Annotated in this window: 20 protein-coding genes; 12 read left to right on the forward strand and 8 right to left on the reverse strand. The window is 36.7% G+C overall.

Annotation, left to right across the window (positions count from 1 at the left end; genetic code table 11):
• Positions 1-58 precede the first annotated feature (58 nt).
• Positions 59-1,195, reverse strand: coding sequence for a glycerate kinase family protein (locus MHH96_RS02005; RefSeq protein WP_144544598.1), 1,137 nt, complete (start codon positions 1,193-1,195; stop codon positions 59-61).
• A gap of 15 nt (positions 1,196-1,210) precedes the next feature.
• Positions 1,211-2,512, reverse strand: coding sequence for a GntP family permease (locus MHH96_RS02010; protein ID WP_095329806.1), 1,302 nt, complete (start codon positions 2,510-2,512; stop codon positions 1,211-1,213).
• A gap of 653 nt (positions 2,513-3,165) precedes the next feature.
• On the opposite strand from MHH96_RS02010, the gene MHH96_RS02015 reads away from it, so the two are divergent.
• The 7 genes from MHH96_RS02015 (at position 3,166) to MHH96_RS02045 (ending at position 10,123) form a co-directional block, all read left to right on the forward strand.
• Positions 3,166-3,486 carry a Na-translocating system protein MpsC family protein gene (locus MHH96_RS02015; RefSeq protein ID WP_047944423.1) on the forward strand — a complete coding sequence of 107 codons (321 nt, stop codon included), beginning with the start codon at positions 3,166-3,168 and terminating at the stop codon, positions 3,484-3,486.
• Between the two features lie 204 nt (positions 3,487-3,690).
• Entirely contained in the window at positions 3,691-4,737 is a 1,047-nt protein-coding gene (locus MHH96_RS02020; protein ID WP_341118093.1) for an ABC transporter substrate-binding protein, read from the forward strand.
• 17 nt (positions 4,738-4,754) lie between these two features.
• Positions 4,755-5,702: a nucleoside hydrolase gene (locus MHH96_RS02025; protein WP_336044736.1), complete on the forward strand. Its 948-nt coding sequence runs from the start codon at positions 4,755-4,757 to the stop codon at positions 5,700-5,702.
• 4 nt (positions 5,703-5,706) lie between these two features.
• Entirely contained in the window at positions 5,707-6,528 is an 822-nt protein-coding gene (locus tag MHH96_RS02030; protein WP_061798090.1) for an ABC transporter permease, read from the forward strand.
• Positions 6,529-6,534: 6 nt separating this feature from the next.
• Positions 6,535-7,323: an ABC transporter permease gene (locus tag MHH96_RS02035; RefSeq protein ID WP_047944426.1), complete on the forward strand. Its 789-nt coding sequence runs from the start codon at positions 6,535-6,537 to the stop codon at positions 7,321-7,323.
• 12 nt (positions 7,324-7,335) lie between these two features.
• Positions 7,336-8,394, forward strand: coding sequence for an ABC transporter ATP-binding protein (locus MHH96_RS02040; RefSeq protein ID WP_095322740.1), 1,059 nt, complete (start codon positions 7,336-7,338; stop codon positions 8,392-8,394).
• 13 nt (positions 8,395-8,407) lie between these two features.
• Positions 8,408-10,123, forward strand: a complete 1,716-nt coding sequence (locus tag MHH96_RS02045; protein WP_341116506.1) for an adenine deaminase C-terminal domain-containing protein — start codon at positions 8,408-8,410, stop codon at positions 10,121-10,123.
• Between the two features lie 157 nt (positions 10,124-10,280).
• Here MHH96_RS02045 and MHH96_RS02050 read toward each other — a convergent pair whose 3' ends face one another.
• Entirely contained in the window at positions 10,281-10,754 is a 474-nt protein-coding gene (locus MHH96_RS02050; RefSeq protein ID WP_047944429.1) for a hypothetical protein, read from the reverse strand.
• Positions 10,755-11,105: 351 nt separating this feature from the next.
• Here MHH96_RS02050 and MHH96_RS02055 point away from each other — a divergent pair, with 351 nt between their 5' ends.
• Both MHH96_RS02055 and MHH96_RS02060 read left to right on the forward strand, forming a co-directional pair.
• Positions 11,106-11,744 (forward strand): hypothetical protein, encoded by a 639-nt coding sequence (locus MHH96_RS02055; RefSeq protein ID WP_047944430.1) that lies wholly within the window; start codon positions 11,106-11,108, stop codon positions 11,742-11,744.
• 19 nt (positions 11,745-11,763) lie between these two features.
• Positions 11,764-12,630: a metal-dependent hydrolase gene (locus MHH96_RS02060; RefSeq protein WP_047944431.1), complete on the forward strand. Its 867-nt coding sequence runs from the start codon at positions 11,764-11,766 to the stop codon at positions 12,628-12,630.
• Positions 12,631-13,282: 652 nt separating this feature from the next.
• On the opposite strand, the gene MHH96_RS02065 is transcribed toward MHH96_RS02060, so the two are convergent.
• From MHH96_RS02065 to MHH96_RS02075, 3 genes are read right to left on the reverse strand one after another with little or no spacing between them, the layout of a single operon-like run.
• The gene (locus tag MHH96_RS02065; protein WP_144544590.1) at positions 13,283-14,749 is read right to left on the reverse strand and encodes a glycoside hydrolase family 1 protein; all 1,467 of its coding nucleotides are present in this window, start codon (positions 14,747-14,749) and stop codon (positions 13,283-13,285) included.
• Positions 14,750-16,192 (reverse strand): family 1 glycosylhydrolase, encoded by a 1,443-nt coding sequence (locus tag MHH96_RS02070; protein WP_047944432.1) that lies wholly within the window; start codon positions 16,190-16,192, stop codon positions 14,750-14,752. It lies immediately after the preceding gene.
• Positions 16,189-18,069, reverse strand: a complete 1,881-nt coding sequence (locus MHH96_RS02075) for a beta-glucoside-specific PTS transporter subunit IIABC (RefSeq protein WP_047944433.1) — start codon at positions 18,067-18,069, stop codon at positions 16,189-16,191. The genes MHH96_RS02070 and MHH96_RS02075 overlap by 4 nt, the downstream gene beginning before the upstream one ends.
• A 123-nt stretch (positions 18,070-18,192) precedes the next feature.
• Between MHH96_RS02075 and MHH96_RS02080 the strand changes: the two genes are divergently transcribed.
• Positions 18,193-18,999 carry a MurR/RpiR family transcriptional regulator gene (locus MHH96_RS02080; protein WP_047944434.1) on the forward strand — a complete coding sequence of 269 codons (807 nt, stop codon included), beginning with the start codon at positions 18,193-18,195 and terminating at the stop codon, positions 18,997-18,999.
• 131 nt (positions 19,000-19,130) lie between these two features.
• Here MHH96_RS02080 and MHH96_RS02085 read toward each other — a convergent pair whose 3' ends face one another.
• The gene (locus tag MHH96_RS02085; RefSeq protein ID WP_047944435.1) at positions 19,131-20,099 is read right to left on the reverse strand and encodes an iron-hydroxamate ABC transporter substrate-binding protein; all 969 of its coding nucleotides are present in this window, start codon (positions 20,097-20,099) and stop codon (positions 19,131-19,133) included.
• 190 nt (positions 20,100-20,289) lie between these two features.
• Here MHH96_RS02085 and MHH96_RS02090 point away from each other — a divergent pair, with 190 nt between their 5' ends.
• Both MHH96_RS02090 and MHH96_RS02095 read left to right on the forward strand, forming a co-directional pair.
• Positions 20,290-21,327: a FecCD family ABC transporter permease gene (locus MHH96_RS02090; RefSeq protein ID WP_047944436.1), complete on the forward strand. Its 1,038-nt coding sequence runs from the start codon at positions 20,290-20,292 to the stop codon at positions 21,325-21,327.
• Positions 21,327-22,343 carry a FecCD family ABC transporter permease gene (locus MHH96_RS02095; protein WP_095259526.1) on the forward strand — a complete coding sequence of 339 codons (1,017 nt, stop codon included), beginning with the start codon at positions 21,327-21,329 and terminating at the stop codon, positions 22,341-22,343. Before MHH96_RS02090 ends, MHH96_RS02095 begins: the two co-directional genes overlap by 1 nt.
• Before the next feature lie 57 nt (positions 22,344-22,400).
• Here MHH96_RS02095 and MHH96_RS02100 read toward each other — a convergent pair whose 3' ends face one another.
• On the reverse strand, positions 22,401-23,123 hold the full coding sequence (locus MHH96_RS02100; protein WP_047944438.1) for a LytR/AlgR family response regulator transcription factor: 723 nt from the start codon (positions 23,121-23,123) through the stop codon (positions 22,401-22,403).
• Positions 23,124-23,460: the final 337 nt, after the last annotated feature.

Here is a 23,460-nt window from a genome sequence, read left to right on the forward strand (position 1 = left end):
GCTGCTCCTAAGTCAAAGGAACAGCTTCAGCTATATACTCGTATGAAATCAAGCAATGCTATTTTAATAGTCTTGCAATACTCTCTGCCGTTCTTGCAAGATTTTCTTTTCCTTGAGCCAGCAAAGTGTCAATCGAAGCTGCTCCAGGGACAATCCCAAAAATGGCATCAAAACCTTCTTCGTACAAAACTTCCACATCCTGACCAATACACCCTGCCAGTGCGATTACTTTAATGTCACGGTTCACACTTTTAGCTGCTTGTGAAACTCCATATGGGGCTTTGCCAAACTTTGTTTGAAAATCAATGCCGCCTTCTCCTGTAAAACAATAATCTACTGCTTTTAACTTTTCCTTTAAATTGGTATATTCGATTACGATATCTATTCCTTTCTTCATCGTTGAATGAGTGAAAGCAAGTAAACCTGCCCCTAGGCCACCTGCAGCACCTGCACCAGCTGTATCTACTATATCGATTCCAAGATACTCTTTCACCTTGTTAGCGTAGTGACGTAGGTTTCTATCTAAAATTTGGATCATCTCTGGAGTAGCACCCTTTTGGGGACCAAAGACAACCGATGCTCCATTTTCTCCACACAATGGGTTTGTGACATCCGATGCAACCAATATATGCACATTTTTCAACTGTGGGATAACATGAGAACAATCAATTGTATTAAGTTCATTTAAATAACCGCCGCCAAACAACAATTCATTTCCATCTTTATCTAAAAATTTATAGCCAAGCGCAGCGGCCATACCCGTTCCGCCATCATTTGTTGCGCTCCCGCCAATTCCCAATATAATATCTGTAATGCCTTGCTCTATACATTCCCTTATTAATTCCCCTGTTCCAAAAGTTGTGGTAATAAGGGGATTTTTTGTTTCTTTGTTAACATGATGGATTCCGCTTGCAGATGCCATTTCAATGACAGCAGTCTTACCGTCTCCTAAAATACCATACTGTGCTAAAACTGGTGTATGAAGGGGTCCTGTAACTTCCTTTATAACTAGTGTACCGCCTGTAGCGTCTACTAGTGATTGAACCGTCCCCTCTCCGCCATCTGCCATTGGAACATGGATACATTCTGCATCAGGGATTGCTCTTTTTATCCCTGCTTCCATAGCAACACATACTTCTTTTGCTGTCATACTTTCTTTAAATGAATCAGGAGCTAATAAAAATGTTTTCCCCATTGCTTCCACCTCTTTTTATAAAATAAATCCGTATAGGATAATTGCTACAATAGTCATGGTTAAGCCAACAATACTTTCATAACCTGCCACTTTCATTCTGTCTGCCATACTCATATTCATAGCGTTGCGAGTAACATGAAAATAAGTTCCATGTGGTAAGTGGTCAATCACCGTAGCGCCAGTATGTGTCATCACTGCTGCAGCTATAGGTGCTACGCCAGTATTCAAGATTGCTTCTGAGAATGAACCAGTTGCCAAAATAACCCCTGTTGAAGTAGATGCTGTAGCGGCTGCCATTAAAGTTCCTGCAATTGGAGCAAGGAATGTGCCAGAAATGCCAGATGATTCTACTAAGGCAACTACTTGTGAAGGCAAGTCTGAAGCAGTAATCAATCCACCAATAGCACCTGCACCAATAATAATTAAAATGGTTGGTGTCATTCTATTTAAGCCAGCTGTACAATAATCCAGCAGCTTTTCTTTTTTCCCTAACGCCAGCGTACCGACAACTGCCGCAAAAGGCAAAATAAACAAGGAGTCAATGTTCAATTTTGTAAGTACATCTATTCCAAGCAATGCTCCTATTGGACTAATCATCAATAGAACAATAGCAATAATTGGTGTTATTAAAGCTTTAGATAAAGACGGCAGATTGGAGGTGTTTGCATTTTCAAGTTCTTCTGCCTCCTTATCTGTCACTTTCGTTCCTTTATACTTAATTAGCGATGCAAGGACTACTGTGACAATTACACCAAAAATAGCTGGAATTAGTCCCCCTATCATTACCTGATTAACATGAAGCTCAAATCCGCCTGCAGCAGCAATTGTATTAGGATTTGGAGATATAATATTTCCTGCTTTTCCTCCTCCGGATAAAGCGACTAAGACGGCAATCTTAGAATAACCCATTTTGTTTGCCACAGACAGAGCAATTGGTGCGACAATTAATACCGCTACGGGAATGAATACTCCTACTGCTGTAATAATCATCGTTGCTAATGCTAAAGATAACATCGCCTTTGTCCCACCGAGTTTATCAACAATAAACTTGGCAATTGTTTCTGCTGCCCCAGATTCCATCATGACACCAGCAAAAACCCCTGCAGCAATAATACGGATAACTGTTCCTTGAACACTTTGTGTCCCTGACACTAAAATCGTAATTGTCTCTGAAAAATTAGCACCACCAATAAATGCTCCAACAATCGCCCCCAAAATAAGGGAATAAGTTGGGGCTAACTTAAACAAAATTAAAATGATTGCCAGCGCCAAACCACATAAAGCTCCAATCCAACTAATTTCTAACCCAGCTGCCATAAATAATCCTCCTAATCTATTAATCTTGACAATAACGGTCTATTACATTCGAATCTCTCCAAAAATCATCCTTTGTTCTGCCCTTGTTTGGTAATATTACTAAAATTGGTGTATACCCCTTATAAACCAATTGCAAATAGAACTGTTTGAATACGGTTTCATTTTATTGTATTGTAAGCCCTTTAACAATTGATAAACCAACCAAATTTCCTTGTTCATTTGCACAAAAACTAAGTTAAAAATATATAAACAGTTTCTTTATCACCCTTATAAAAAGAAGAATTTTCTTCATGCAACATTACAATCTATCATGACTACTCGCTCGCTTACACTAAAATAATGTCAAAAAATCTTCCCTCCTACTAGAAAAATAAAAGAGAATATACTAAAGTTAGGAATATATAAAATTTTATCAATATTAAAATCAATCTTCCTTTAAGCGGTTCCTGCTATGATGCTCTATAGAGAAACTGAAGAACACATTTCATAAACCTCTCCATAGTTCGTTTTTTACCATATTATTTCCTCTACAAACGACAAATTTATATTTTTTTCGCCAAAATCCGCACATTCTATTGAATTATTTAAAAATGATATGTATAATAACCAATATCAATAAGTTTGGCAGGTGATTTATCATCGATGCAAATGAAATGAAAAGATTTCTATCTCAGGTATACAATAAGATTTCAAAAGATTTGTTTGGTGCTGGAACGACATTATTGAAGGTAACGATTGATCAGAATGTGATTACACTTCAAGCGAAGCATCCACGTGCCCCTCGATCTGCTGCTCTCGAAGGAGAAGTACCGAGCCTTAAACAAGAGGTTGACTTTCATCTGTCCTTACTTTTTAAGAAAAAGCTAAAAGAACAACTAGAAGAAACGACAAATTGGAATATTGAAGCGATTCTTAGGGATTATGATTCTTTCACACAGCTTGCTTTTACAAACATTGTATTAACTAAACATTAATCTTGGATTTCTTCTTGGATTTATCTAAGCAGAACGCCACTATATACAAAAGATAAGTTTAATCTTTGTTTACAAAGAAAAGACAATCTTAAGTAGAAGGATAATTCTATTTAAGCTTGTCTTTTTTTATTATTTATAGCTTACGAGAAAGATCGTTTCCTAAAGCCTAAAAAACTAAATCATTCGGAGGGTTCTAAAATGAAAATGAAAAAATTAGTTAGTGCAGTAGCCGCATCATCCTTTTTATTATTAGCAGCATGCAGTTCCGATGACACATCAAACAGTAAAGAAAAAAAAGAAAAGCTAGTTGTTTCCACTTGGGGTTTTAATGAAGATTTCTTCCGCAGTGAAATTTATGCACCATTCGAAAAAGAGAACAATGTAGAAATCGTCTTAGATACAGGTAATAATGCAGACCGCTTAAATAAAGTGAGACAAGGAAATTCAGATGTTGACGTCATCTTTTTATCCGACTATTACGCCCAGCAAGGAATTGAAGATAATGTTTTTGAAACGATTGATCGCAGCAAGCTGACTAATCTAGACAATATTTATGAAACGGCTAAAGCTCCACTTGGTGAAGAGTACGGACCTGCCTATACCATAGCGCAATTTGGAATTGCTTATAATCCAGATGAAGTAGCAAAACCCGTTGCTTCTTGGAAAGACCTATGGAGTGCAGATTTAAAGGGAAAAATTACGATCCCTAGCATTACCTCTACAACAGGGCCAATGATGGTAGACGTGGCTTCTTTAGTTAGCGGTGAACAAACTTTTAGCGAAGATAAAGCCTTTGAACAATTAAAATCCTTAATGCCAAGCGTTGTAAAAGAATATGGTCAAACTTCTGAATATGTAAATATGTTTGCTCAAGGAGAAATTGCCGCTGGGCCAATCATGGAAATGTACTTTGCTGATTTAAAAGAAGCAGTCCCTAATGCTAAATTTGTTACACCTGCTGAAGGTGGATATGCCGTTATGAATACAGTAAACATCGTAAAAGGTTCAGACCAAAAAGAACTATCAGAAAAATTCATCAACTATATTTTAGGAAAAGAAGCACAAGAAAAATCAGCTAAAAATAAAGTAGATTCACCGGTTAATACGCAAGTCGAATTAACAGAAGAAGAAGCACAAGGGTTAACATATGGCGAAGAGGTAATCACCAGCTTGCACACATTAGATATGAAATTTATCAACGATAACTTAAAGGGCTGGATTGATCGCTGGAACCGCGAGCTAGTTCAATAATAGAAAAGAGGGTCATCATGAAAGAGAAGCTGATATTGGATGTAGACACTGGCATTGATGATGCAATTGGTATTCTACTAGCTGTAAAAAGCAAATCATTTGATATTCTAGGGATTACAACTGTTAATGGCAATGTCTCCCTGGATCAAGCAACAACAAACACATGCAAAATACTAGATTTAGTAAAAGCAAATCATATTCCAGTAATAAAAGGAGCTGCCACTCCCCTCGTACGAGCACCATTCTTCGAACATCGCATACATGGAGAAGATGGTTTAGGCGGAGCACTAAAGGAGACAGCTGTCACTCATCCAGTGAGTGATGGCTTCGCTCCTGACTTTTTAATCAATTCCATTTTAAGCTTTTCGGGCGAAGTAACATTAGTGTTTACTGGCCCCTTAACCAATTTAGCTTTAGCCGTGAAAAAATGTCCGCAAATCACGAATCACGTGAAAGAAGTTATTTTTATGGGCGGGGTTGTAAAGGGACCAGGTAATGTAACGCCAACTGCTGAATTTAACAGCTATGTTGATCCCGAAGCTGTAAAAATTGTTTTACATGCAGGCTTTCCTGCTATCACGCAAGTCGGATTAGATGTAACAAGAAAAGCATTATTAACGAAAGATCATCTTCAGTTAATAACGGATAAATCTTTACAAGATTATATTGCTCAAAGTACAAATGACTATCAACAAAAATATTTTAACCGGTACGGAGTCCATGCTTGCGCTATGCACGACCCGCTCGCTGTAGGAATTGCCCTCAACAAAGGCCTAGTACAAACAGAAAAGTATTTTGTCGATGTTGAAACAAGAAGTGAATTATGTGATGGTCAGCTCGTCTGTGATTTTCAAAATCGTCTACAAAGAGAAGCGAATTTGCATATTTCCCTACAAGTAGATGCTGATGTCTTCTTCCAGATGTTTATTGATATTTTGAATGGTCACTTTGAGGAAAGGGAGTGACGTCTTGAAGAAACGATATTTATATTTACTTTTACTGCCAGGAGTATTATTTTTAACGATATTTTTAGTAATACCTATTCTTTCAATGATGGGGACAACCTTTAATGAGGGAGGATCCTTTAGTTTGCAAGGATATATCGACTTTTTTAAGGATAAATACTTTATCGATATCCTTCTTACTACTTTACGCGTTAGTTTACTCACAACTTTTATTTGTATTTTAATTGGCTTTCCAGTTTCCTATTATATTGCGAAGCTTCCTAGCAAAAGAAAGGCGGTTCTCCTGTTATTCACGATTTTTCCATTGCTGACAAGTCCTGTTGTTCGTTCCTTTAGCTGGATGATTATTATTGGGAAAAATGGTGTGTTAAATAAAACGTTATTGAGTCTAGGGCTTATCCAAGAACCTTTAAATATTTTATATACGCCTAATGCAATTATTATCGGTTTAGTTCACCTTTTTCTTCCATTAATTATCGTAACGCTTGTTGGTGTAATGGAGAATATCGACAGTGATTTACTGCGTGCAGCAGAAAGTCTTGGTGCTTCCAAAATGGCATCCTTTATGAAAATCATTGTGCCATTATGTGTTCCCGGTCTTGTAATTGGAAGTATTTTAGTATTTGTGGGCAGCTTTACCGCATATACTACGCCTGCTTTGCTCGGTGGAAAACAACGGGTTATCTCCACTTTTCTTTATCAAAATGCAATTACCTTAAATGACTGGAAACTTGCCTCTATTGTGGCAACTATAATGATTATTTGTACCTTTATCATTATTACGATCATGAATGGTGTTGCGAAAAAACTAAATCCAAAGGGGTAAACGTGTATGCAGGAAAAACATAGAGGATTGGCCCTGTTTACGATCCTTGTTTTTATTTTTTTACTTGGGCCGCTTGTAATAATATCGATTACCTCTTTTGAGAGTGGAAGTATTCTGAAATTCCCTCCAGAAGAGTTTTCCCTTAGATGGTATGAGAATATTTTTAAAGTGGAAATGTTTTTAAGCACCTTTAAAACATCCATTATTGTATCCATAGCAGGAAACATTTTAGCATTACTACTTGGTGTACCAGCAGCCTATGCGCTTAGCCGCTTTAACTTTGCTGGCAAAGGGATCATTAATGCTATCTTCGTTTCTCCGATTCTTATTCCAGGAATCGTTCTAGGTTTCTCTTTTTTGCGTTATATTGTTGTGACCTATAACCTTCCTATTTATTTATCCTTATTTATCGGTCATACAGTCATCATGCTGCCATTTATTATTCGCGTCATTTCTTCTAGTCTGGCAAACTTTGATTTTTCCATAGAAGAAGCGGCACTTAGTCTTGGTGCGAATCGAATTGGTACATTCTTTCGTGTCGTATTGCCGAACATTAAATCTGGCATTATCGCGGCTGTCATGATTGCCTTTTTAGAGTCCTTCAACAATGTGGATATTTCGGTTTATATGACTGGACCCGGTGTCAGTACGTTCCCTATTCAAATGCTGCTTTATGTAGAGAATTATTTTGATCCTACTGTTGCAGCCATCTCTGTTCTATTAATGTTCTTAACTGCTATCTTTATGTTTGTAGTGGAAAGATTAATGGGATTGTCTTATTTCACGAAAAGATAATGGAGGATAAAAATGGCTTTATTTACTTTAGAAAATGTATCTGTTGCATATGAAAAGAAAAATATATTAGAAGATTTTAATTTAAGTATTGAAAAAGGACAGCTTGTTTCCCTGTTAGGTCCAAGCGGCTGTGGAAAAACAACGACATTGCGCTTAATTGCAGGATTTTTAGAAGCAAGTAAAGGAAAATTTATTTTTGAAGGTAAAGATTATACAAAGGTTCCTGTTAACAAACGAAATTTCGGCTTTGTTTTTCAAAACTATGCGCTCTTTCCTCATCTATCTATTTTTGACAATATTGCATTTGGCTTGCGATTACGAAAAATCAACAAAAAGGAAATCGAGAAACGCGTTTTAAATATGCTGGAGATCGTAAACTTAAGGGGATTTGAACAACGATTTCCCAGCGAGCTATCTGGTGGTCAAAGACAACGTGTGGCAATCGCAAGAGCTTTAGTAATCGAACCTGATATTCTACTATTTGATGAACCACTAAGTAATCTTGATGCAAACCTTAGAGTCAATATGAGAGTAGAGATTCGCAGAATTCAGCAAGAACTAGGAATCACTACTGTTTACGTCTCCCATGACCAAGAAGAATGCTTCTCGATTTCAGATCAAGTTGCCATTATGAATAAAGGAGTCATTGAACAGCTGAGCGACCCAGCGACCATTTATCAATATCCCGAAACAAAGTTCGTTGCTGACTTTATCGGCTTTAAAAACTTCATTCCTTTTGATAAACGAATAGATCATGAGGATCATATCGAGCTTGAAAAAGCTGGATTGATCTTCAAGGTTGATCGACATGCACATATGGAAAATCTCAATAAAAAAGTGGGCGCCATTCGTCCCGATGATTTTATGATGGAGCCAAGCATAGATGCTATCCCAACGAATGGAATGAAGGGAATCATTAAAATTACGACATTCCTTGGCAGAAGCTATCAATATGTGGTAGAAACAGCCCTCGGTGATTTCACGATTAATAAAGAAATGGTTCAGCCATTTAAAAACGGACAAGAAGTAACGGTAATTATTCCACAGAATCAAATGGTACTAGTGGAATAGAGGAGGGTTTTTCGTGCAAGTAGATACACTCGTTTTGAACGGAATTGTGTTTAATAGTTATTTTAAACAATTTAGAAAAGAAAATATCGCGATTAAAGATGGAAAGTTCTTTTATATCGGAAAAAAGGGAAGAGAATTTTTCCAAGCAAAAGAGACGGTTGACGCTGATGGAAAATATATCATTCCAGGCTTAATTGATATTCACTTGCATATTGAAAGTACGATGGTTACACCTGCAACCTTTTCCTATGGATTAATAAAGAATGGAGTAACAACTATCGTTCCAGAACCCCATGAAATGGCCAATGTTTTTGGAATTGCTGGGGTAAAAGAAATGATTAAGGCAAGCAATAATGAAGTGGTCGATATGTTTTATGGCATTCCGAGCTCTGTTCCCGCTACTGCAATGGAAACGACCGGCGGCGCAATTGAAATAGAGGATATCGAAGAACTGCTGCAGACAGAGTCCATCAAATGCCTAGGCGAAATCATGAATTACTATGATGTTCTCACAAAGCCAGATTGCAAAACCAATCAAATTCTCGACTTTGTTCGCAACAACTATCCTGAACTAATAATTGAAGGCCATGTTCCTAAACTATTAGATGATGAATTACAAGGAATTGCTTTTGCTGGCGTCGGCTCCGACCATACTCACCAGACTGTGGAAGGAATGATGGAAAGAATTGCAATTGGCATGTTTTTAGAAATTCAAGAGAAATCGATGACAAAAGAAGTAATCGACTATCTCAGTGCAAATCCAGTTAAAGAACATTTTTGCTTTGTGACAGATGATGTAATGGCAGATTCTTTTCAAAGAAGAGGCCATTTAAATGTCTTGCTGAAGAAAGCTATTGCCATGGGGATGTCCATGGAGGATGCCATTTATGCTTGCACCTATACTCCTGCACAGCGGATGAGAATGTATGATAGAGGCGTTATCGCCCCAGGCAAAATAGCTGATTTTGTAATGGTGAGTAATGTCGCAGACTTTTCCATTGATGCTGTATATAAAAACGGCCAAAAAGTTTTTGAGCGAGACCTCCCTTATGTGCAGAGAGCGGTCTCCAAACAATTTCCTGCCCCTTTCTATGAAAGTGTAAAGCTTGCTCCCTTAAAGGCAGAGGATTTTGAAGTACCTATCGAAACAGAGAAAAAGAGTGTCACTGTTCGAACGATCCATGTACAAAATGGCTCTACTTTTACAGAAGAAAGACAAGATACACTTGCAGTGGAAGCAGGAAAATTACAATGGATGAATAGCGCTTATTGTTTAGTTAAAACATTTGAACGCTATGGGAAAAATAACAATCAAGCACATGGCTTAATCGGCGGTGATATTTTAAAAAAGGGTGCTGTTGCCACCACCTACTCCCATGATAATCACAACTTATTAGTAGTCGGGAAAAATAAAGCAGATATGCAGCTAGCTGCAAATGAAGTCATCAAAAACCAAGGCGGCATCTGCTGTGTCTATAACGGAAAAATTCTCTCCATGGTGCCACTACCAGTTGGAGGCATTCTATCGGAAGAACCTTTAGAAGTCATAGCATCACAAGTAGAAGAATTAACAGATGCTTTAAAGTCATTAGGTTACGAACATTATAATGTAATCATGTCATTAAGCACCCTGTCCCTGCCAGTAAGCCCAGCACTAAAAATAACAGACCACGGCTTAATTGCAGTAAACGAAGGCAAAGTTGTTTCCTTTGAAGTACTGGGGAGATAGAAGGAGTTTTGGTATAAGAGTGAGTTGGATTTCTATTGCATTTTGGTGAATTTAAATAGATTAGGCTTCTAAAAAAGACCTATAAACCCTTTTTTAGAAGCCTCATTTTACAATTAATAATATTGATATAATAGCATTAATCTCATGAAATTAAAGTTTATACCTCTTGTGATTTTTTATCAAAAAATAAATTTAGATCGGTTTTATCTGTATCTTCTGCTAAGGCATTATGTATACTATTCTGTAATAATTGCATCTTTTGTTTTTCAAAGAAAGGAACACTAATAACATTGGTTGTCCCTGATTTTTCAATTGTAAGTATAGTTTGTACACCATTCCCAGCAATCCCTATACCTATTAGGAGTATAATCAATCCAAAAATACTGGAACTTAAAGAACCTAATCCTATAAAAAATATAAATAGTCCTAAAATAATGCGTTTAATATGATATTTTGATGATAATATAGCCCCAGAAATATTTTTTAATGGAATGCTTTGTTGATCTTTTCCTGCTGGAATAAATCCTAATATTGTGTTTGATAGATTTGTTTTCACAAACCTACTATCAACTTCGACTTTTCCCTTAATCCAAAAGAATAATAAATTCATCGAGAATACTACTTCTTTCATTTTCCCATCTCCTCTTATTAATTTCTAACAATAGTACAATATTATCATAAAATGAAATTAAATAGTATTCACTTCGGGGATTATAGTTAATTATACCCATGTAATTAGACTTATTATTTTAATAAATTGAATGGAGGTTACAAAAACATTCGAAATAGCTCCGGAAAGCATGATAATTAACTGGAAAAATCCAGTGCAACGTCGCATTTTAATGATAGACCATTTTCAACTCATTACTTTAAGTCGTACTTTACTAGTTTCGAACGTCCCTATGTTTCCTACCAAGAACTTGCTATAATGGAAGTAAAGTTAAAGATTACTTAAATTATACATGTATTGGTGATGATTTTTATGAACAGGATATTATGGGCTACTTTTATTTTTGTTGTGTTATTTGCGGGACTGGCAATAGGCAGTTCACTGGAAGTGTTAAATCAAACCACTATCAATGGCATTTTCTCCATCCTTCTTTCTGTTTTTATTATGTTTCTATTAGATAGCTTCTTGCATCTGCTGTCTAATGGTGAAACAAGCTGGAAAAAGAAGCATTATAAAAGTTTGTTAGAATGGGTTGATGATGGAGGAAACGGCGGCAGAAGGCTGGAACAAAACCTTTTGAAAGACATTAAACCGAAGTATAATCTTATAGACAACCTTGAGCTTATCAAACAGGCATTCACTAAAATCGAGAAGGAAAAAAGAGAACTCTTACTAGCTTACTTTAAGGCACAAAGAAACTCAGTTTCCCTTCCTGCCACCATTATGGCCATTTTATCTACTCTATTCGCTGGTATCCTGTTGTATTTTATTCAACACCCAGAGATATTCCGTATAGAAATTAGCGTAAATGCTGACTTTGCTTTCATTGTACAGCTATTTACTTGGATTTTCTTTTTTATCATTGTGATGTATCATCTTGTCAAAATGAATAAAAGAGCATCCACCAAAAATGAACTATTTATCGAAATATTGGAGAAACTAAAGGACTGATTGTGAGAACGGGGGAAATATGGATACTATTACACATACTTTATTTGGTATAGGAATCTATAAAAGTGTTAATAAAGAAAAAATGACTAGAAAAGAAAAATATGCCCTGCTTGTTACATCAATAGGTGCCAGCCAAATCCCTGATATTGATGTTATCTCCCAGCTCTGGGACACTACAGGGCAGTATCAGATGTGGCATAGAGGCATCACCCATTCTATTTTTCTAGCTCCTATATGGGCTTTAATCTTTTACATGATCAATCGTTTCGCTTTTAAAATAAAAGGAATTCAATCATATTATATTGCACTTCTCGCCGTTTTCATCCACAATACTAGTGATGTATTCAACGCATGGGGAACAGGTTATCTCGAACCATTTTCATCTGTTCGTTTAACTTTTGGAACAGTTCCGATTGTTGATTTAGTGATATGGTTTATCTTTTTATTAACCTTTATTGGTTCCAAAGTGTATCCTAAAATAAAGCCACATGTATTATTCCGTATTGGCTGGATTCTAATTGTACTTCATATCGCTATCCAATCTCTTCAAGGTGCTGTTTTATATAAAAACTATCAAAAGGATTATCAGGATGTTGCCCTGTCTGCCAGCTTTATCCCTTGGCATTTTACCATTATCGGAAAAAATGCTGATACGGTCGATATCATGAATGATTCCCTTCTAACAAAAGCTAATTTTGTGGATAGACTTACTTCAAGCGATGAAGTGGACCTTGATTACCTATTTGCAGAAAATCCTGCAGCTGCAACATTATACAGATGGTCACCATTTGTAGTTGTAGTAGATGACGACAATCGAATCGGCATTTATGATCCGCGCTTTTACCGAAATGGAGAATCTTTTTTGGGAGAGTATTTAGATAAATAATGTTTTCCATTGATAGCTATCGAAATAAGCTTGGACTGGTAACGATTATCTTGAAGAAGCTCACTGATGGCCCATACATGGATCTTCAGCAGGAGTATTAGATTTAGCCGTAAATGAGAAAACTCGTTATTTTCTTCGGAAAAATGGGATCACTGTAAAAGTGAAAAAGTTGAGGTCATCTTTTTTCCAATTGTGATCAAGTTCAAGTAAAGCTAAATGGAAATAGGATACTATTAAAGTTTGATGAAAACTTTGGTTATTTTGTTACAAATGTAGCTGCAACAGATCCCTATCAATGCTTTGGGAGGCTAAGTAGTCGAGCAAGAATTATTCCCTGTTTTTTCCCCTGCCCAATTAAAATTAGATATATGGGAAATTCCAGAAATTTTTAAGAATGTACTAAAATCAGTGTTTCCTGATAACGATTAATAATATCGCTGAATCTCTGCTGTAACATATAATAAATACTGGATTTCCGCTTGCAGATGTCCTCCTATTATTCCAGTAGTTTTAGTACTGTATGGTTAAAATCAAGAAATCGCCAGTTTAACCGGCGATTTCCCTTTACTTAAAAGTATCCTTTTCTAATTTCTATTGATAAAGTCAGAAGTCCTCCATTGTCATCTGCTAATATTCCTAATTACCTCTTCTATCAAAGCTCCGCCCCATTACTCTTAATTACTTTTTGGTACCAGTAAAAGGAATCTTTTTTAATTCGTTTGTAGCTTCCATTTCCTAGATCGTCTGCATCGACATAGATGAAGCCGTATCTTTTGCTCATTTGGGAGGTAGAGGCACTTACGATATCTATGCAACCCCAAGATGTATATCCCATCATCTCTACCCCCTCTTTGCATGCCAGATTCATTTGCTCAAAGTGTCTACGGAAATAATCAATCCGATAATCATCATGTACCTGACCATCCACTAGTTCATCAATTGATCCTATGCCATTTTCCACTACAAATAATGGAAGATGATAACGATCATATAAATCAATGAGGGAAATTCGCAAGCCGACTGGATCTACTTGCCAGCCCCAATCGCTAATATCCAAGTATGGATTTTTCACACTTGTTATTAAGTTACCACCAACCTTTTCCATCGATTCCTCATTAACACTTTTAATCATCGACATATAATAACTAAACGATACGAAATCTACTGTATGCTGTTTGAGAATTTCTTCGTCCCCCTCTACCTTTTCTATGACAATATTATTCTCTTCAAAATATCGTTTCATAAACAACGGATACTCGCCAAACACTTGAACATCGGAATAAAAATAATTTTCTCTATTATGCCTTTGGGCAAGTACTACATCCTCAGGATTAGAAGTTAGTGGGTAAGCAAGGGTCCTCGTTAACATACAGCCAACTTTTGCGTCTTTGATCATTTCATGCGCATATTTAGTAGCTAAACTGCTGGCAACAAATTGATGATGAAGAGCCTGATAAATGGCATTTTCTGCTTCTTTTTTGCTAGAATACTTTTCTTCTACTACACCGACAGTAGTAAAAGGATGTCTGAAAACACTATCGATTTCATTAAACGTCAGCCAATATTTTACATACTGTCCAAAGTGGTCGAAACAAACTTTCGCATAATTTACAAACATATCTACCACTTCTCTTGAGACCCATCCATCATAATGGTTGACTAAATACAATGGCATTTCATAGTGAGACAAAGTAACAAGAGGCTCAATATTTCTTTTTCTCATTTCTTTAAAAAGACGAACGTAAAAGTCAATTCCTGCTTGAATAGGTTCCTTTTCTGTACCGTTAGGAAACAATCTGGTCCAAGCAATCGATACACGTAAACATTTCATGCCCATTTCTTCAAATAATGCCAAATCTTCTACATATCGATGATAAAAGTCAATTCCTCTTCTTTTTGGATAATAGACTGTATCATCTGTTTTCATTGCTTCTTCAATTTGCTTTGGACTTACATGCCACTGGCTGACATAGTCCTTTTTATCAATATTTGGTTTATACTTGGCCACATCTGCAACCGACATCCCTTTCCCGTCTACATTCCAAGCTCCTTCTGCCTGATTGGCAGCAATTGCTCCACCCCATAAAAAATCTTTCGGAAAATAACTTTTCATTGCCATTTATCTCTCCACCTTTTCTACTGATTGAAGAAGTTCTAAGTCTTCTCCATTTGATTCAATGATTCTTTTATAATAGTAGAAACTTTCTTTTCTTATTCTCTTCAGGCTGCCGGTTCCATCGTTTTGCTTATCGACATAAATAAATCCATAGCGCTTTTCCATTTCTCCTGTTCCTGCTGAGACAATATCAATTGGTCCCCACCAAGTGTAGCCTATAATTTCACAGCCATCTTTTATTGCTTCTGCCATCATTTCTACATGTTCCTTTAAATACTGCATTCGCTCCACATCCATAATGCTGCCATCTTCCTCTACTTTGTCATGTAATCCAATTCCATTTTCCACGATAAATAGCGGCTTTTGATATCGATCTGTTAGTTCATTACAAACATATCGAAGTGCGAGTGGGTCAATTGGCCATCCCCATGGTGTTTCTTTTAAATATGGATTTTTCTTTCCTAGCAAACCACCAGTATTCCCTAGAATTTTCATCCCAGCCTCGTGAAGAGAACTTCGATAAAAACTAAATCCTAAATAATCACATGTTCCCTCTTTTATTACCTGTAGATCCTCTTCTCGAATATCAAGGCTTAAATGGTTCTCCTCTACAATCCGTTTAAAATAGGCAGGGTATTTCCCTCTAATATGGACATCACTATAAAACAACGATCTTCTTCTTAATTCGTTTGCTTCGAAAACATCTTTCGGATTACAAGTTGCTGGATAAATAGGACTTAAGGAAAGCATACAGCCGACTTGTAAGGACTTATCAATACCGTGCGCAATTTTTACAGCCTTCGCACTAGCGACAAACATATGATGGCTAGCCTGATACATATCTTGCAATTTCTGCTGCTCATCCTCTCCTTCAATATAAAGACCTGCAGCTAGCAAAGGAAGGGTATGTGTATGATTAATTTCATTAAAAGTCATCCAATATTTCACTAAACCATGATACCGTTCAAACACAACTTGAGCATATTGTTCGAAAAAGGCAATTAGCTGTCGATTTTTCCATCCTCCATATTTTTTTACTAAATGAAGGGGAGTTTCAAAGTGTGATAGAGTCACAACAGGTTCTATGTTGAAAGAACGCAAAGTTTGAAACATATCTTCATAAAAGGCTAAACCTTTTTCATTCGGTTCTGCTTCATCTCCTTCCGGAAAAATACGGCTCCATGCAATAGAGGTTCGGAAACATTTCAATCCAGCCTCTGCTAATATAGCAATATCCTCTTTATACGTATGGTAAAAATCAATTGCATCATGACTTGGATAAAATACACCATCACGAATCTCTAATGTTAAGTTATCAAAACGATTTTTTCCTACAGGTAAAATATCTGCTATGCTCAGTCCTTTTCCATCCTTTAAATATGCACCTTCCGCCTGATTAGCAGCAATAGCTCCTCCCCATAGAAATCCTGTTGGAAACTTACTCATACTGTTGCACCTCCACTATTTTTCCATTTCATTAAATGAATCATTTCTTGATCATTTGCTGTAATGATCTCCTCTTGAACTTCAGCAGTTAAGTTAGTGAAAATCATCATTGTTGTCGGATCATAACCAGCATTTTTTATTGCTTCTAGATCAAATTCACCCAGAATCTGGCCTTTTTCAACTGAATCTCCCACTTTTACTTTTGCATTAAAACCTTTCCCATTTAGCTCCACCGTATTAATTCCGATATGCAATAACATCTCTACACCGGTATTCGATTTTAAGCCGAAAGCATGACCAGTTGGGAATGCAACCTCAACTTTTCCATCAAACGGCGAATAAAGAATTCCTTTTGTTGGAACAATGGCAATACCATCTCCCATTGCTCTTGATGAAAATACCTCATCGTTCACATCATCTAAAGAAATTGCATGTCCAATTACCGGCAGCTCCATTTTACCTTCAGCTGCTTTTTTATTGATTATTGAATCTTGCTCCTCTTCTTTAATTCCAATAAAATATGTCAAAACCGCACTTAATATAAATGCACCAGCTATACCTATTACATAATAGATGAAGGTATCACCAAGAAAAGCTGGTAAAGTAGTCAATGCGGGAAACACATAGACAATTGCTTTTGTTTGCATGGCTCCCATGAAGGCTCCCATGATTCCTCCTGCTATTGCTTGAGCGATGAGCGGCCTTTTATATCTTACGGATAAACCATATACTATGGGTTCTGTTATTCCCCCTAACAATGCAGGTACAAGGGAAGTCAGTGCCAAGCTCTTTGTTCCTTTATTTCTGCTTCTTAAGTACACACCTAGTGCAACACCAGCACTGGCAAAGGTTGCAGCAGCAATCATTGGACGTAAAGTATCAAACCCATATGTTGCAAGATTATTAATCATGATTGGAACAATACCCCAATGAATCCCTAACATTACAAGGAATGTCCAACCAGCTCCAATGATAAGACCAGCTAGTAAACCACTCTTACTGCTAATTAAATTCATCATGCTTCCTAATCCATTACCTAATCCTACACCTATAGGACCAATGACCATCGCTGTAAGTGGTACCATAATTAGTAATGCAACCATTGATAGAGCAAATATTTGAATACTTTTGGGAATAAACCTCTTCAAAATTTTCTCTAAATGAGAATAAACGTAAATAGCTACAATTGCTGGGATTACCGTCCCAGAATAAGTCATTAAAACGGTTGGTATACCTAGAAAATCAACAGTAGTTCCATTTTCTGTTACGAGTCCTACAAAGTTAGGCTCTAATAGAGAGGCCACAATAGCTAATGAAACAAATTGATTTACTTTAAAAACCCTTGCAGCACTAATTGCTAGAAAAAGTGGTAAAAAGTAAAATACACTATTCCCTGCTGCTGATAGTATTTTATACGTACTGCCATCTGCATCTAATATGTGATACTGTGATAATAAAACAAGGAGAGCCTTGGTCATCCCAGCACCAGCGAGCGCAATGATGATTGGATTAAAGATAGAAGAGATTACATTAAAAAATCGAATAAGGAGATTGCCTGATTTTTTCTCTTCTGCCTCTCCCTCATTAGGATTATCCGAATCAGATCCTAAAGCACTTTTTATTTTGTATTTATCCATGATATACTGATACACATCTGCTACTTCATTTCCAATTACAACCTGGAACTGACCATTGGATTCTACAATGGAAAGAACTCCGGGTAATTTCTGAATCTTTTCTTTATTGATCTTTGCAATTGTCTCATCTTTTAATTTAAAGCGTAGTCTTGTTACGCAATGATATAAACTAATAATGTTTTGCTCTCCACCAACGCCGTCAATGATTTCTTGAGAAAGCTTGCCATAATCTTTTGACATGTTGAACGCTCCTTTTAATTTTTATGAAGTTTTCTAATTACACATTAAATATAGCAACATAGTTAACGTTTTCATTAAAATTTCGTTTTTTGGAAACCATTACATTTCAGGAGGGATTATTAGGTGGGGCAGCTAATTGTACGATTGCTTACTGTTCTTAACAATGAACGACTAGATTCAACTAACTATCATATCGCCATTACTCTATTAAATCATTATAATGAAATCTCACACTTAAGCATCTCTGAAGTGGCCAAGCTTTGCAATGTTTCAAAGTCTACGATCTCTAAGTTTGCCCGTTCTATTGGATTTGATGACTACTTTGATTTGAAGGATGCAGCCCCTTTTATAGAGAATCGCTATCAAAATGATTTGAATTACGTCTCCAATATTTTGTCTTCTATTGAAAAATTAGGGACGGAAAGCTACTTTGATGCCATTATCAAAGATATAGAAGCATATAAAAGAGAAATTGATTTAGAAGCCATTGACAGACTGGCTAAAGATATCCTACATTTCAAAAATGTTGCTTCCTTTGGCTTATTATTTTCGGAATCAGCCGCCTTTGATCTGCAATATAAATTAGCTTATAACGGGAAATTTATTGTCACTTTTCAAAGTGATAGGAAACAAGAGGAGTATATCGAAGAAGCGGAAGAAGATACATTAATTATCATTTTTTCTAACTCAGGAAACTTCTTAGAAAAACAACAGCTTCGGGCAGGAACACCAAAGAAAAATGTTTTTAAAAATACGAAAGCAAAAATCGTTGTAATCTCCTCCAATCCAAAGGTGAATGATTACGATTTCGTTCAAGATTCTATCCTCTTCCCACATCAAACAGATATCCAAACCCACTCCTTTATCTATCAAATCGTAATGGACATGCTCGTTTCAAGATTTAGATACTATAGAAGAAAGGAATCATAGGGACGATTCATATGAGGATAAATTATTTGTTTTTTAAACATATTTCATAAAAATAAAAGGCCAAGTAAAAGTATTTCCACTTCTACTTGGCTTTTTTATGGAGAAAGTCCTCGGAAGAACCATTCCTTTGCTTATTTCACTAGACTTTCTACTACGTCGTCAATGATTTGTGTATTGGCGATTGGACCGGAGTATAGCCAGCTTGTGTCAGGACCGTATTCATAAATGTTTCCTTTTTTCACAGCTGGAATATTGGACCATAGGGAATCTTTAAGCACTTCTGCTCCTTTACCGTCACTATTGATTAGGAATAGATGATCGGCATCCAATTGAGCAAGTTTTTCTAATGAAATGGCTGACCAGTTTCCTGTTGCAGTAGCGGATATTTCTTTTACTACTTCTGGAACCTTCAAGCCTAAATCGCCATATAGGACTGCTCCGCTTGATACATTCTCTCCGACAATAAATAATTGATTCGATACAAGCCAAATTGCTGCTGCTGATTCATCTTTAATAGATGCCTGAATCTTTCCTTTCGCATCTTCTGCCTTTTTGTTATAGTCTGCTAACACTTTTTCTGCCTCTGCCTTTTTCCCAATTACTTCTCCAATTGTTTGGAGCCTCGTGCGCCAGTCATTATTATTTTCTTTTGAAACAACATAGGTAGGAGCAAGTTTCGCGTATTGATCATATTTTGCCCCCTCTACTTGTGCGCCCGATGACATTAATACTAAATCAGGAGCAAAGCTGGACACTGCTTCATAAGGCAGTGAAGAGTCAATGGTTGGGACATCTTTTAACGAGTCTTGCAGATAAGCTTGAACCCCTTTTCCCTCTTTAATGGACCATTGAGCAACTGGAGTTACCCCTAATGATAGTAAATCATCTTCTAAGTATGAACCAATAATTCTTTTTGGCTCTGCCGGAACCTTTACTTCATTTCCAAGTGCATCTGTTAATGTACGTTCCGTTGCATCTTGGGAAGCGCCATTCTCTTTATTGTTATTTTCTTTACTATTATTATTTCCACATGCCGCAAGAACAGTGAAAACTAGTAGTAAACAAATAAATAATATTGATTTCATCTTTCGGTTATTCATTATGTATCCTCCTAATAGGTTATATTTCGATTATAAATGATAACGATTATCACTTTCAATAATAATATCGATTTTCAATTAATTTTATAGTAAAATTAATTGAAATGTTTCCTATATCGATTATTATTTAACCATTTACATACTATTATTTACTATTTTTCTCTCTATTTTATTAGAAAGTGGGTTCCTCATGAGTAAAAGTAACTCTTTTGAAAATGATAAAGCTGCTATATTTAGACCAAAAGCTGCCACTTTGGTTGTCTTAATTGGTCTTATAATGCTTTTCTTTTCTATTTGTATGTCCATCATTTTAGGAGTAGCCGATATTAACCTATCAACAGTTATACAAGGACTATTTCATTTTGATAGTACGTCCACCGCTCATCAAATTGTTTATCGTTTACGCCTCCCACGAGCACTTGCTGCTACCTTTATCGGAGCAAGCCTTGCCGTATCTGGTGCCATCATGCAAGGGATGACGAGAAACGCACTCGCCTCTCCTTCTATAATGGGGGTAACTTCTGGAGCTATGTTTGCCGTATCGATTGCCTTTGCTTTTCTGTCTGCTGTTTCCAATATGACTATTATGCTCTTTGCATTCATTGGCGCAGGTTTAGGGGCAGCTTTAGTCTTTTTGATTGGCGCACTCTCCAAAAGAGGATTAACACCAATGAAATTAGCGCTCGCTGGTACTGCTATCAGTGCCTTCCTTAGTTCCATTTCAACTGGAATTGCCCTTCGCTTTGATGTAGCTAAAGATATTAGCTTTTGGTATGCAGGAGGAGTAGCTGGAGTACAGTGGATTAATGTAAAATTACTTATCCCTGTGGCTATACTAGGACTAATTCTCGCTTTTTTCATTAGTAAATCTATTACTATTTTAAGTTTAGGTGAGGATATTGCTGCTGGTTTAGGCCAAAAGGTTGGTCTAGTGAAATTATTAGGTACGATTGTCGTTTTGCTTTTAACTGGGGCTGCTGTGGCAGTCGGGGGAACTATTGGATTTGTAGGACTCGTTGTTCCCCATATTGTTCGTTTTATTGTAGGATCGGATTATCGATTAATTATTCCTTGTTCGGCAGTTGTTGGTGCACTTTTGTTAGTGCTGTCAGATATCGTTGCACGCTTGATTCATCCTCCTTTTGAAACACCATTAGGAGCCATAACAGCGGTAATTGGCGTTCCTTTCTTTCTATATTTAGCACGTCGAGAAGGGAGGGGTCTGTAATGTCTTCTTTAAAATTAACGAACAAAAACATATATATTGTTAGCACTGCCTTACTTACGGCTATCGTTTTAGTCTTTGTTCTAAGTCTAAATATGGGAACCATAAAAATTAGTCCGATGGAAATGATAGAAGCTTTTACCGGTAAAGGCACCGTTCAAAACTTTAATATTCTATATAACTTTCGACTGCCTCGATCTGTAATTGCCGTTTTAATAGGAATGGGAATGGCAATTGCTGGAGCGATTTTACAAGGGGTTTCGCGTAATAGTTTAGCCGACCCAGGTATTATAGGCATCAATTCTGGAGCTGGCTTTGGCGTTATCCTTTATATCTTCTTTATTCAAGGAAGTGCTTTTCAAGCAGGTTCATTATCGGTTTATATCATGCCATTTTTTGCACTTGCTGGAGCTCTAATGGCTGCTGCACTCATCTACATCATTGCATGGAAGGATGGGGTTACGCCTGTTCGCTTAGTATTAGTCGGTATCGGCATTAACGCTGCGTTCGGTGCTTTAATCATCATTTTTCAATTGATGATGGATCCCCGGGATTTTACCCAAGCGACTATTTGGCTTTCCGGAAGTATTTGGAGCGCAAGTTGGAGTTATGTTCTTGCCCTTTTACCTTGGATTCTTATTCTTGTTCCGATTGCAATAAGCAAATTCCAATCCATTAATTTACTACAACTAGGTGATAATCTAGCAAAGGGTCTTGGTGTTTCGATCGAAAAAGAGCGAGGATTACTTTTGCTGCTTGCTGTCGGACTTTCAGGAGCATGTGTATCAGTTGGCGGAGGAATCTCCTTTTTAGGGCTTCTTGCCCCACATTTAGCAAGAATGCTAGTTGGTCCAAAACACCAACGACTCCTGCCGATAGCGGCACTAATAGGAGCACTTCTCCTGTTAACATCTGATATCATCGCCAAAAGTCTCATGGTTGGCTCAGAAATACCAGTTGGGCTCGTTCTATCCTGTTTAGGTGCTCCATATTTTATCTATCTTCTAATTAAAGAATGAGGAAGCAGAACCACGGTTCCTGCTTCCCTTTTTTATGGAAAAAGAATATCCCCCCTCTTATTGAATCAACAAGGAATGGACTTCTCGTATTTTTAATTTTGATATGTTTGCACGCTTATCCGTTCCAGAGAAATAGGCTAAATAGGATTCGCCGAATAATTCAATGCGAACAATTTTCTTTAAATTAACAAGAAAGGAACGGTGGGTACGATAAAAATACCACGGTAATCGGTCTACGAAGGAGAGAAAGGTTTCTGTCGTTTCATATGATTTCTTGATTGTATGTACCATTGTTTTTCGTGCGATTATTTCTATAAACAAAATTTCTTCTATTGGGATATAAACAAATCGATTACTTAATTTGATTAAAATCCGATTCCCCTTCCCGGTATGAATCTGTCTTCTACTCTTAGTATAAGATTCTTTTATTTTATATAAAAGGGATAGGAATGGTGATTCCATAATAGGCTTCTGCAAATAACCAACTGCTGAATAATTAAATGCTTCAATCGCCTGTTTTTTATCCTTGCCTACTAAAATAAGCTGGAAATCGGGGAGATAGTCTTTATAGGCACTATTAAAAATAGTGGAATGGATAGATGGTAAGTCATAATCAACAATTATAATATTAGGCTTCGCTCGATAAATTAATTCTAATAATTCTTCTCCAGTCTTTGCTTCTCCTATTATTTTAAAACTAGAATGGATAGCAATCAAATTATGGATAGATGAATTAATAGGTGAATCGATACAAGCTACCGCTATCGTTAGCGTTTCCATTCTTTCTCCTTTCTATATAAGACAACTACCCCCTGATGATCCATCTCATTAACTCCCTATTCACTGATGAAACTAACGGATTCACCTATACAGGAAGATTCAAAAAAAAGTATCGCATACCCTGTATTTTTCCTGTAATAGATATTCATCCAATAGCCCTTAATTTAAATGCCTCATATAACCTTATGTAAATATAACTTTATTTTATTCTTAATTTCAATGTCATTCTAATGATTCCATCCGACTTTTTATGATTCTCTTATATAAAAATAGCTGCCATAAGATGTTTGATCACATGTAAGTAATTGAGATCTAAACACAATGATACGGCAGCGTG

Source organism: Niallia sp. FSL K6-0212 (genome assembly GCF_038007605.1).
Classification (GTDB): domain Bacteria; phylum Bacillota; class Bacilli; order Bacillales; family Cytobacillaceae; genus Niallia; species Niallia circulans.

Excerpts from the sequence above, each read along its gene's own strand:
- MHH96_RS02025 (WP_336044736.1), top strand. The coding sequence starts at position 4,755 with ATGAAAGAGAAGCTGATATTGGATGTAGACACTGGCATTGATGATGCA.
- MHH96_RS02085 (WP_047944435.1), bottom strand. The coding sequence starts at position 20,099 with ATGAATAACCGAAAGATGAAATCAATATTATTTATTTGTTTACTACTA.
- MHH96_RS02050 (WP_047944429.1), bottom strand. The coding sequence starts at position 10,754 with ATGAAAGAAGTAGTATTCTCGATGAATTTATTATTCTTTTGGATTAAG.
- MHH96_RS02065 (WP_144544590.1), bottom strand. The coding sequence starts at position 14,749 with ATGGCAATGAAAAGTTATTTTCCGAAAGATTTTTTATGGGGTGGAGCA.
- MHH96_RS02020 (WP_341118093.1), top strand. The coding sequence starts at position 3,691 with ATGAAAAAATTAGTTAGTGCAGTAGCCGCATCATCCTTTTTATTATTA.
- MHH96_RS02010 (WP_095329806.1), bottom strand. The coding sequence starts at position 2,512 with ATGGCAGCTGGGTTAGAAATTAGTTGGATTGGAGCTTTATGTGGTTTG.
- MHH96_RS02060 (WP_047944431.1), top strand. The coding sequence starts at position 11,764 with ATGGATACTATTACACATACTTTATTTGGTATAGGAATCTATAAAAGT.
- MHH96_RS02035 (WP_047944426.1), top strand. The coding sequence starts at position 6,535 with ATGCAGGAAAAACATAGAGGATTGGCCCTGTTTACGATCCTTGTTTTT.
- MHH96_RS02005 (WP_144544598.1), bottom strand. The coding sequence starts at position 1,195 with ATGGGGAAAACATTTTTATTAGCTCCTGATTCATTTAAAGAAAGTATG.
- MHH96_RS02090 (WP_047944436.1), top strand. The coding sequence starts at position 20,290 with ATGAGTAAAAGTAACTCTTTTGAAAATGATAAAGCTGCTATATTTAGA.
- MHH96_RS02055 (WP_047944430.1), top strand. The coding sequence starts at position 11,106 with ATGAACAGGATATTATGGGCTACTTTTATTTTTGTTGTGTTATTTGCG.
- MHH96_RS02040 (WP_095322740.1), top strand. The coding sequence starts at position 7,336 with ATGGCTTTATTTACTTTAGAAAATGTATCTGTTGCATATGAAAAGAAA.
- MHH96_RS02095 (WP_095259526.1), top strand. The coding sequence starts at position 21,327 with ATGTCTTCTTTAAAATTAACGAACAAAAACATATATATTGTTAGCACT.
- MHH96_RS02100 (WP_047944438.1), bottom strand. The coding sequence starts at position 23,123 with ATGGAAACGCTAACGATAGCGGTAGCTTGTATCGATTCACCTATTAAT.
- MHH96_RS02070 (WP_047944432.1), bottom strand. The coding sequence starts at position 16,192 with ATGAGTAAGTTTCCAACAGGATTTCTATGGGGAGGAGCTATTGCTGCT.
- MHH96_RS02015 (WP_047944423.1), top strand. The coding sequence starts at position 3,166 with ATGAAAAGATTTCTATCTCAGGTATACAATAAGATTTCAAAAGATTTG.
- MHH96_RS02075 (WP_047944433.1), bottom strand. The coding sequence starts at position 18,069 with ATGTCAAAAGATTATGGCAAGCTTTCTCAAGAAATCATTGACGGCGTT.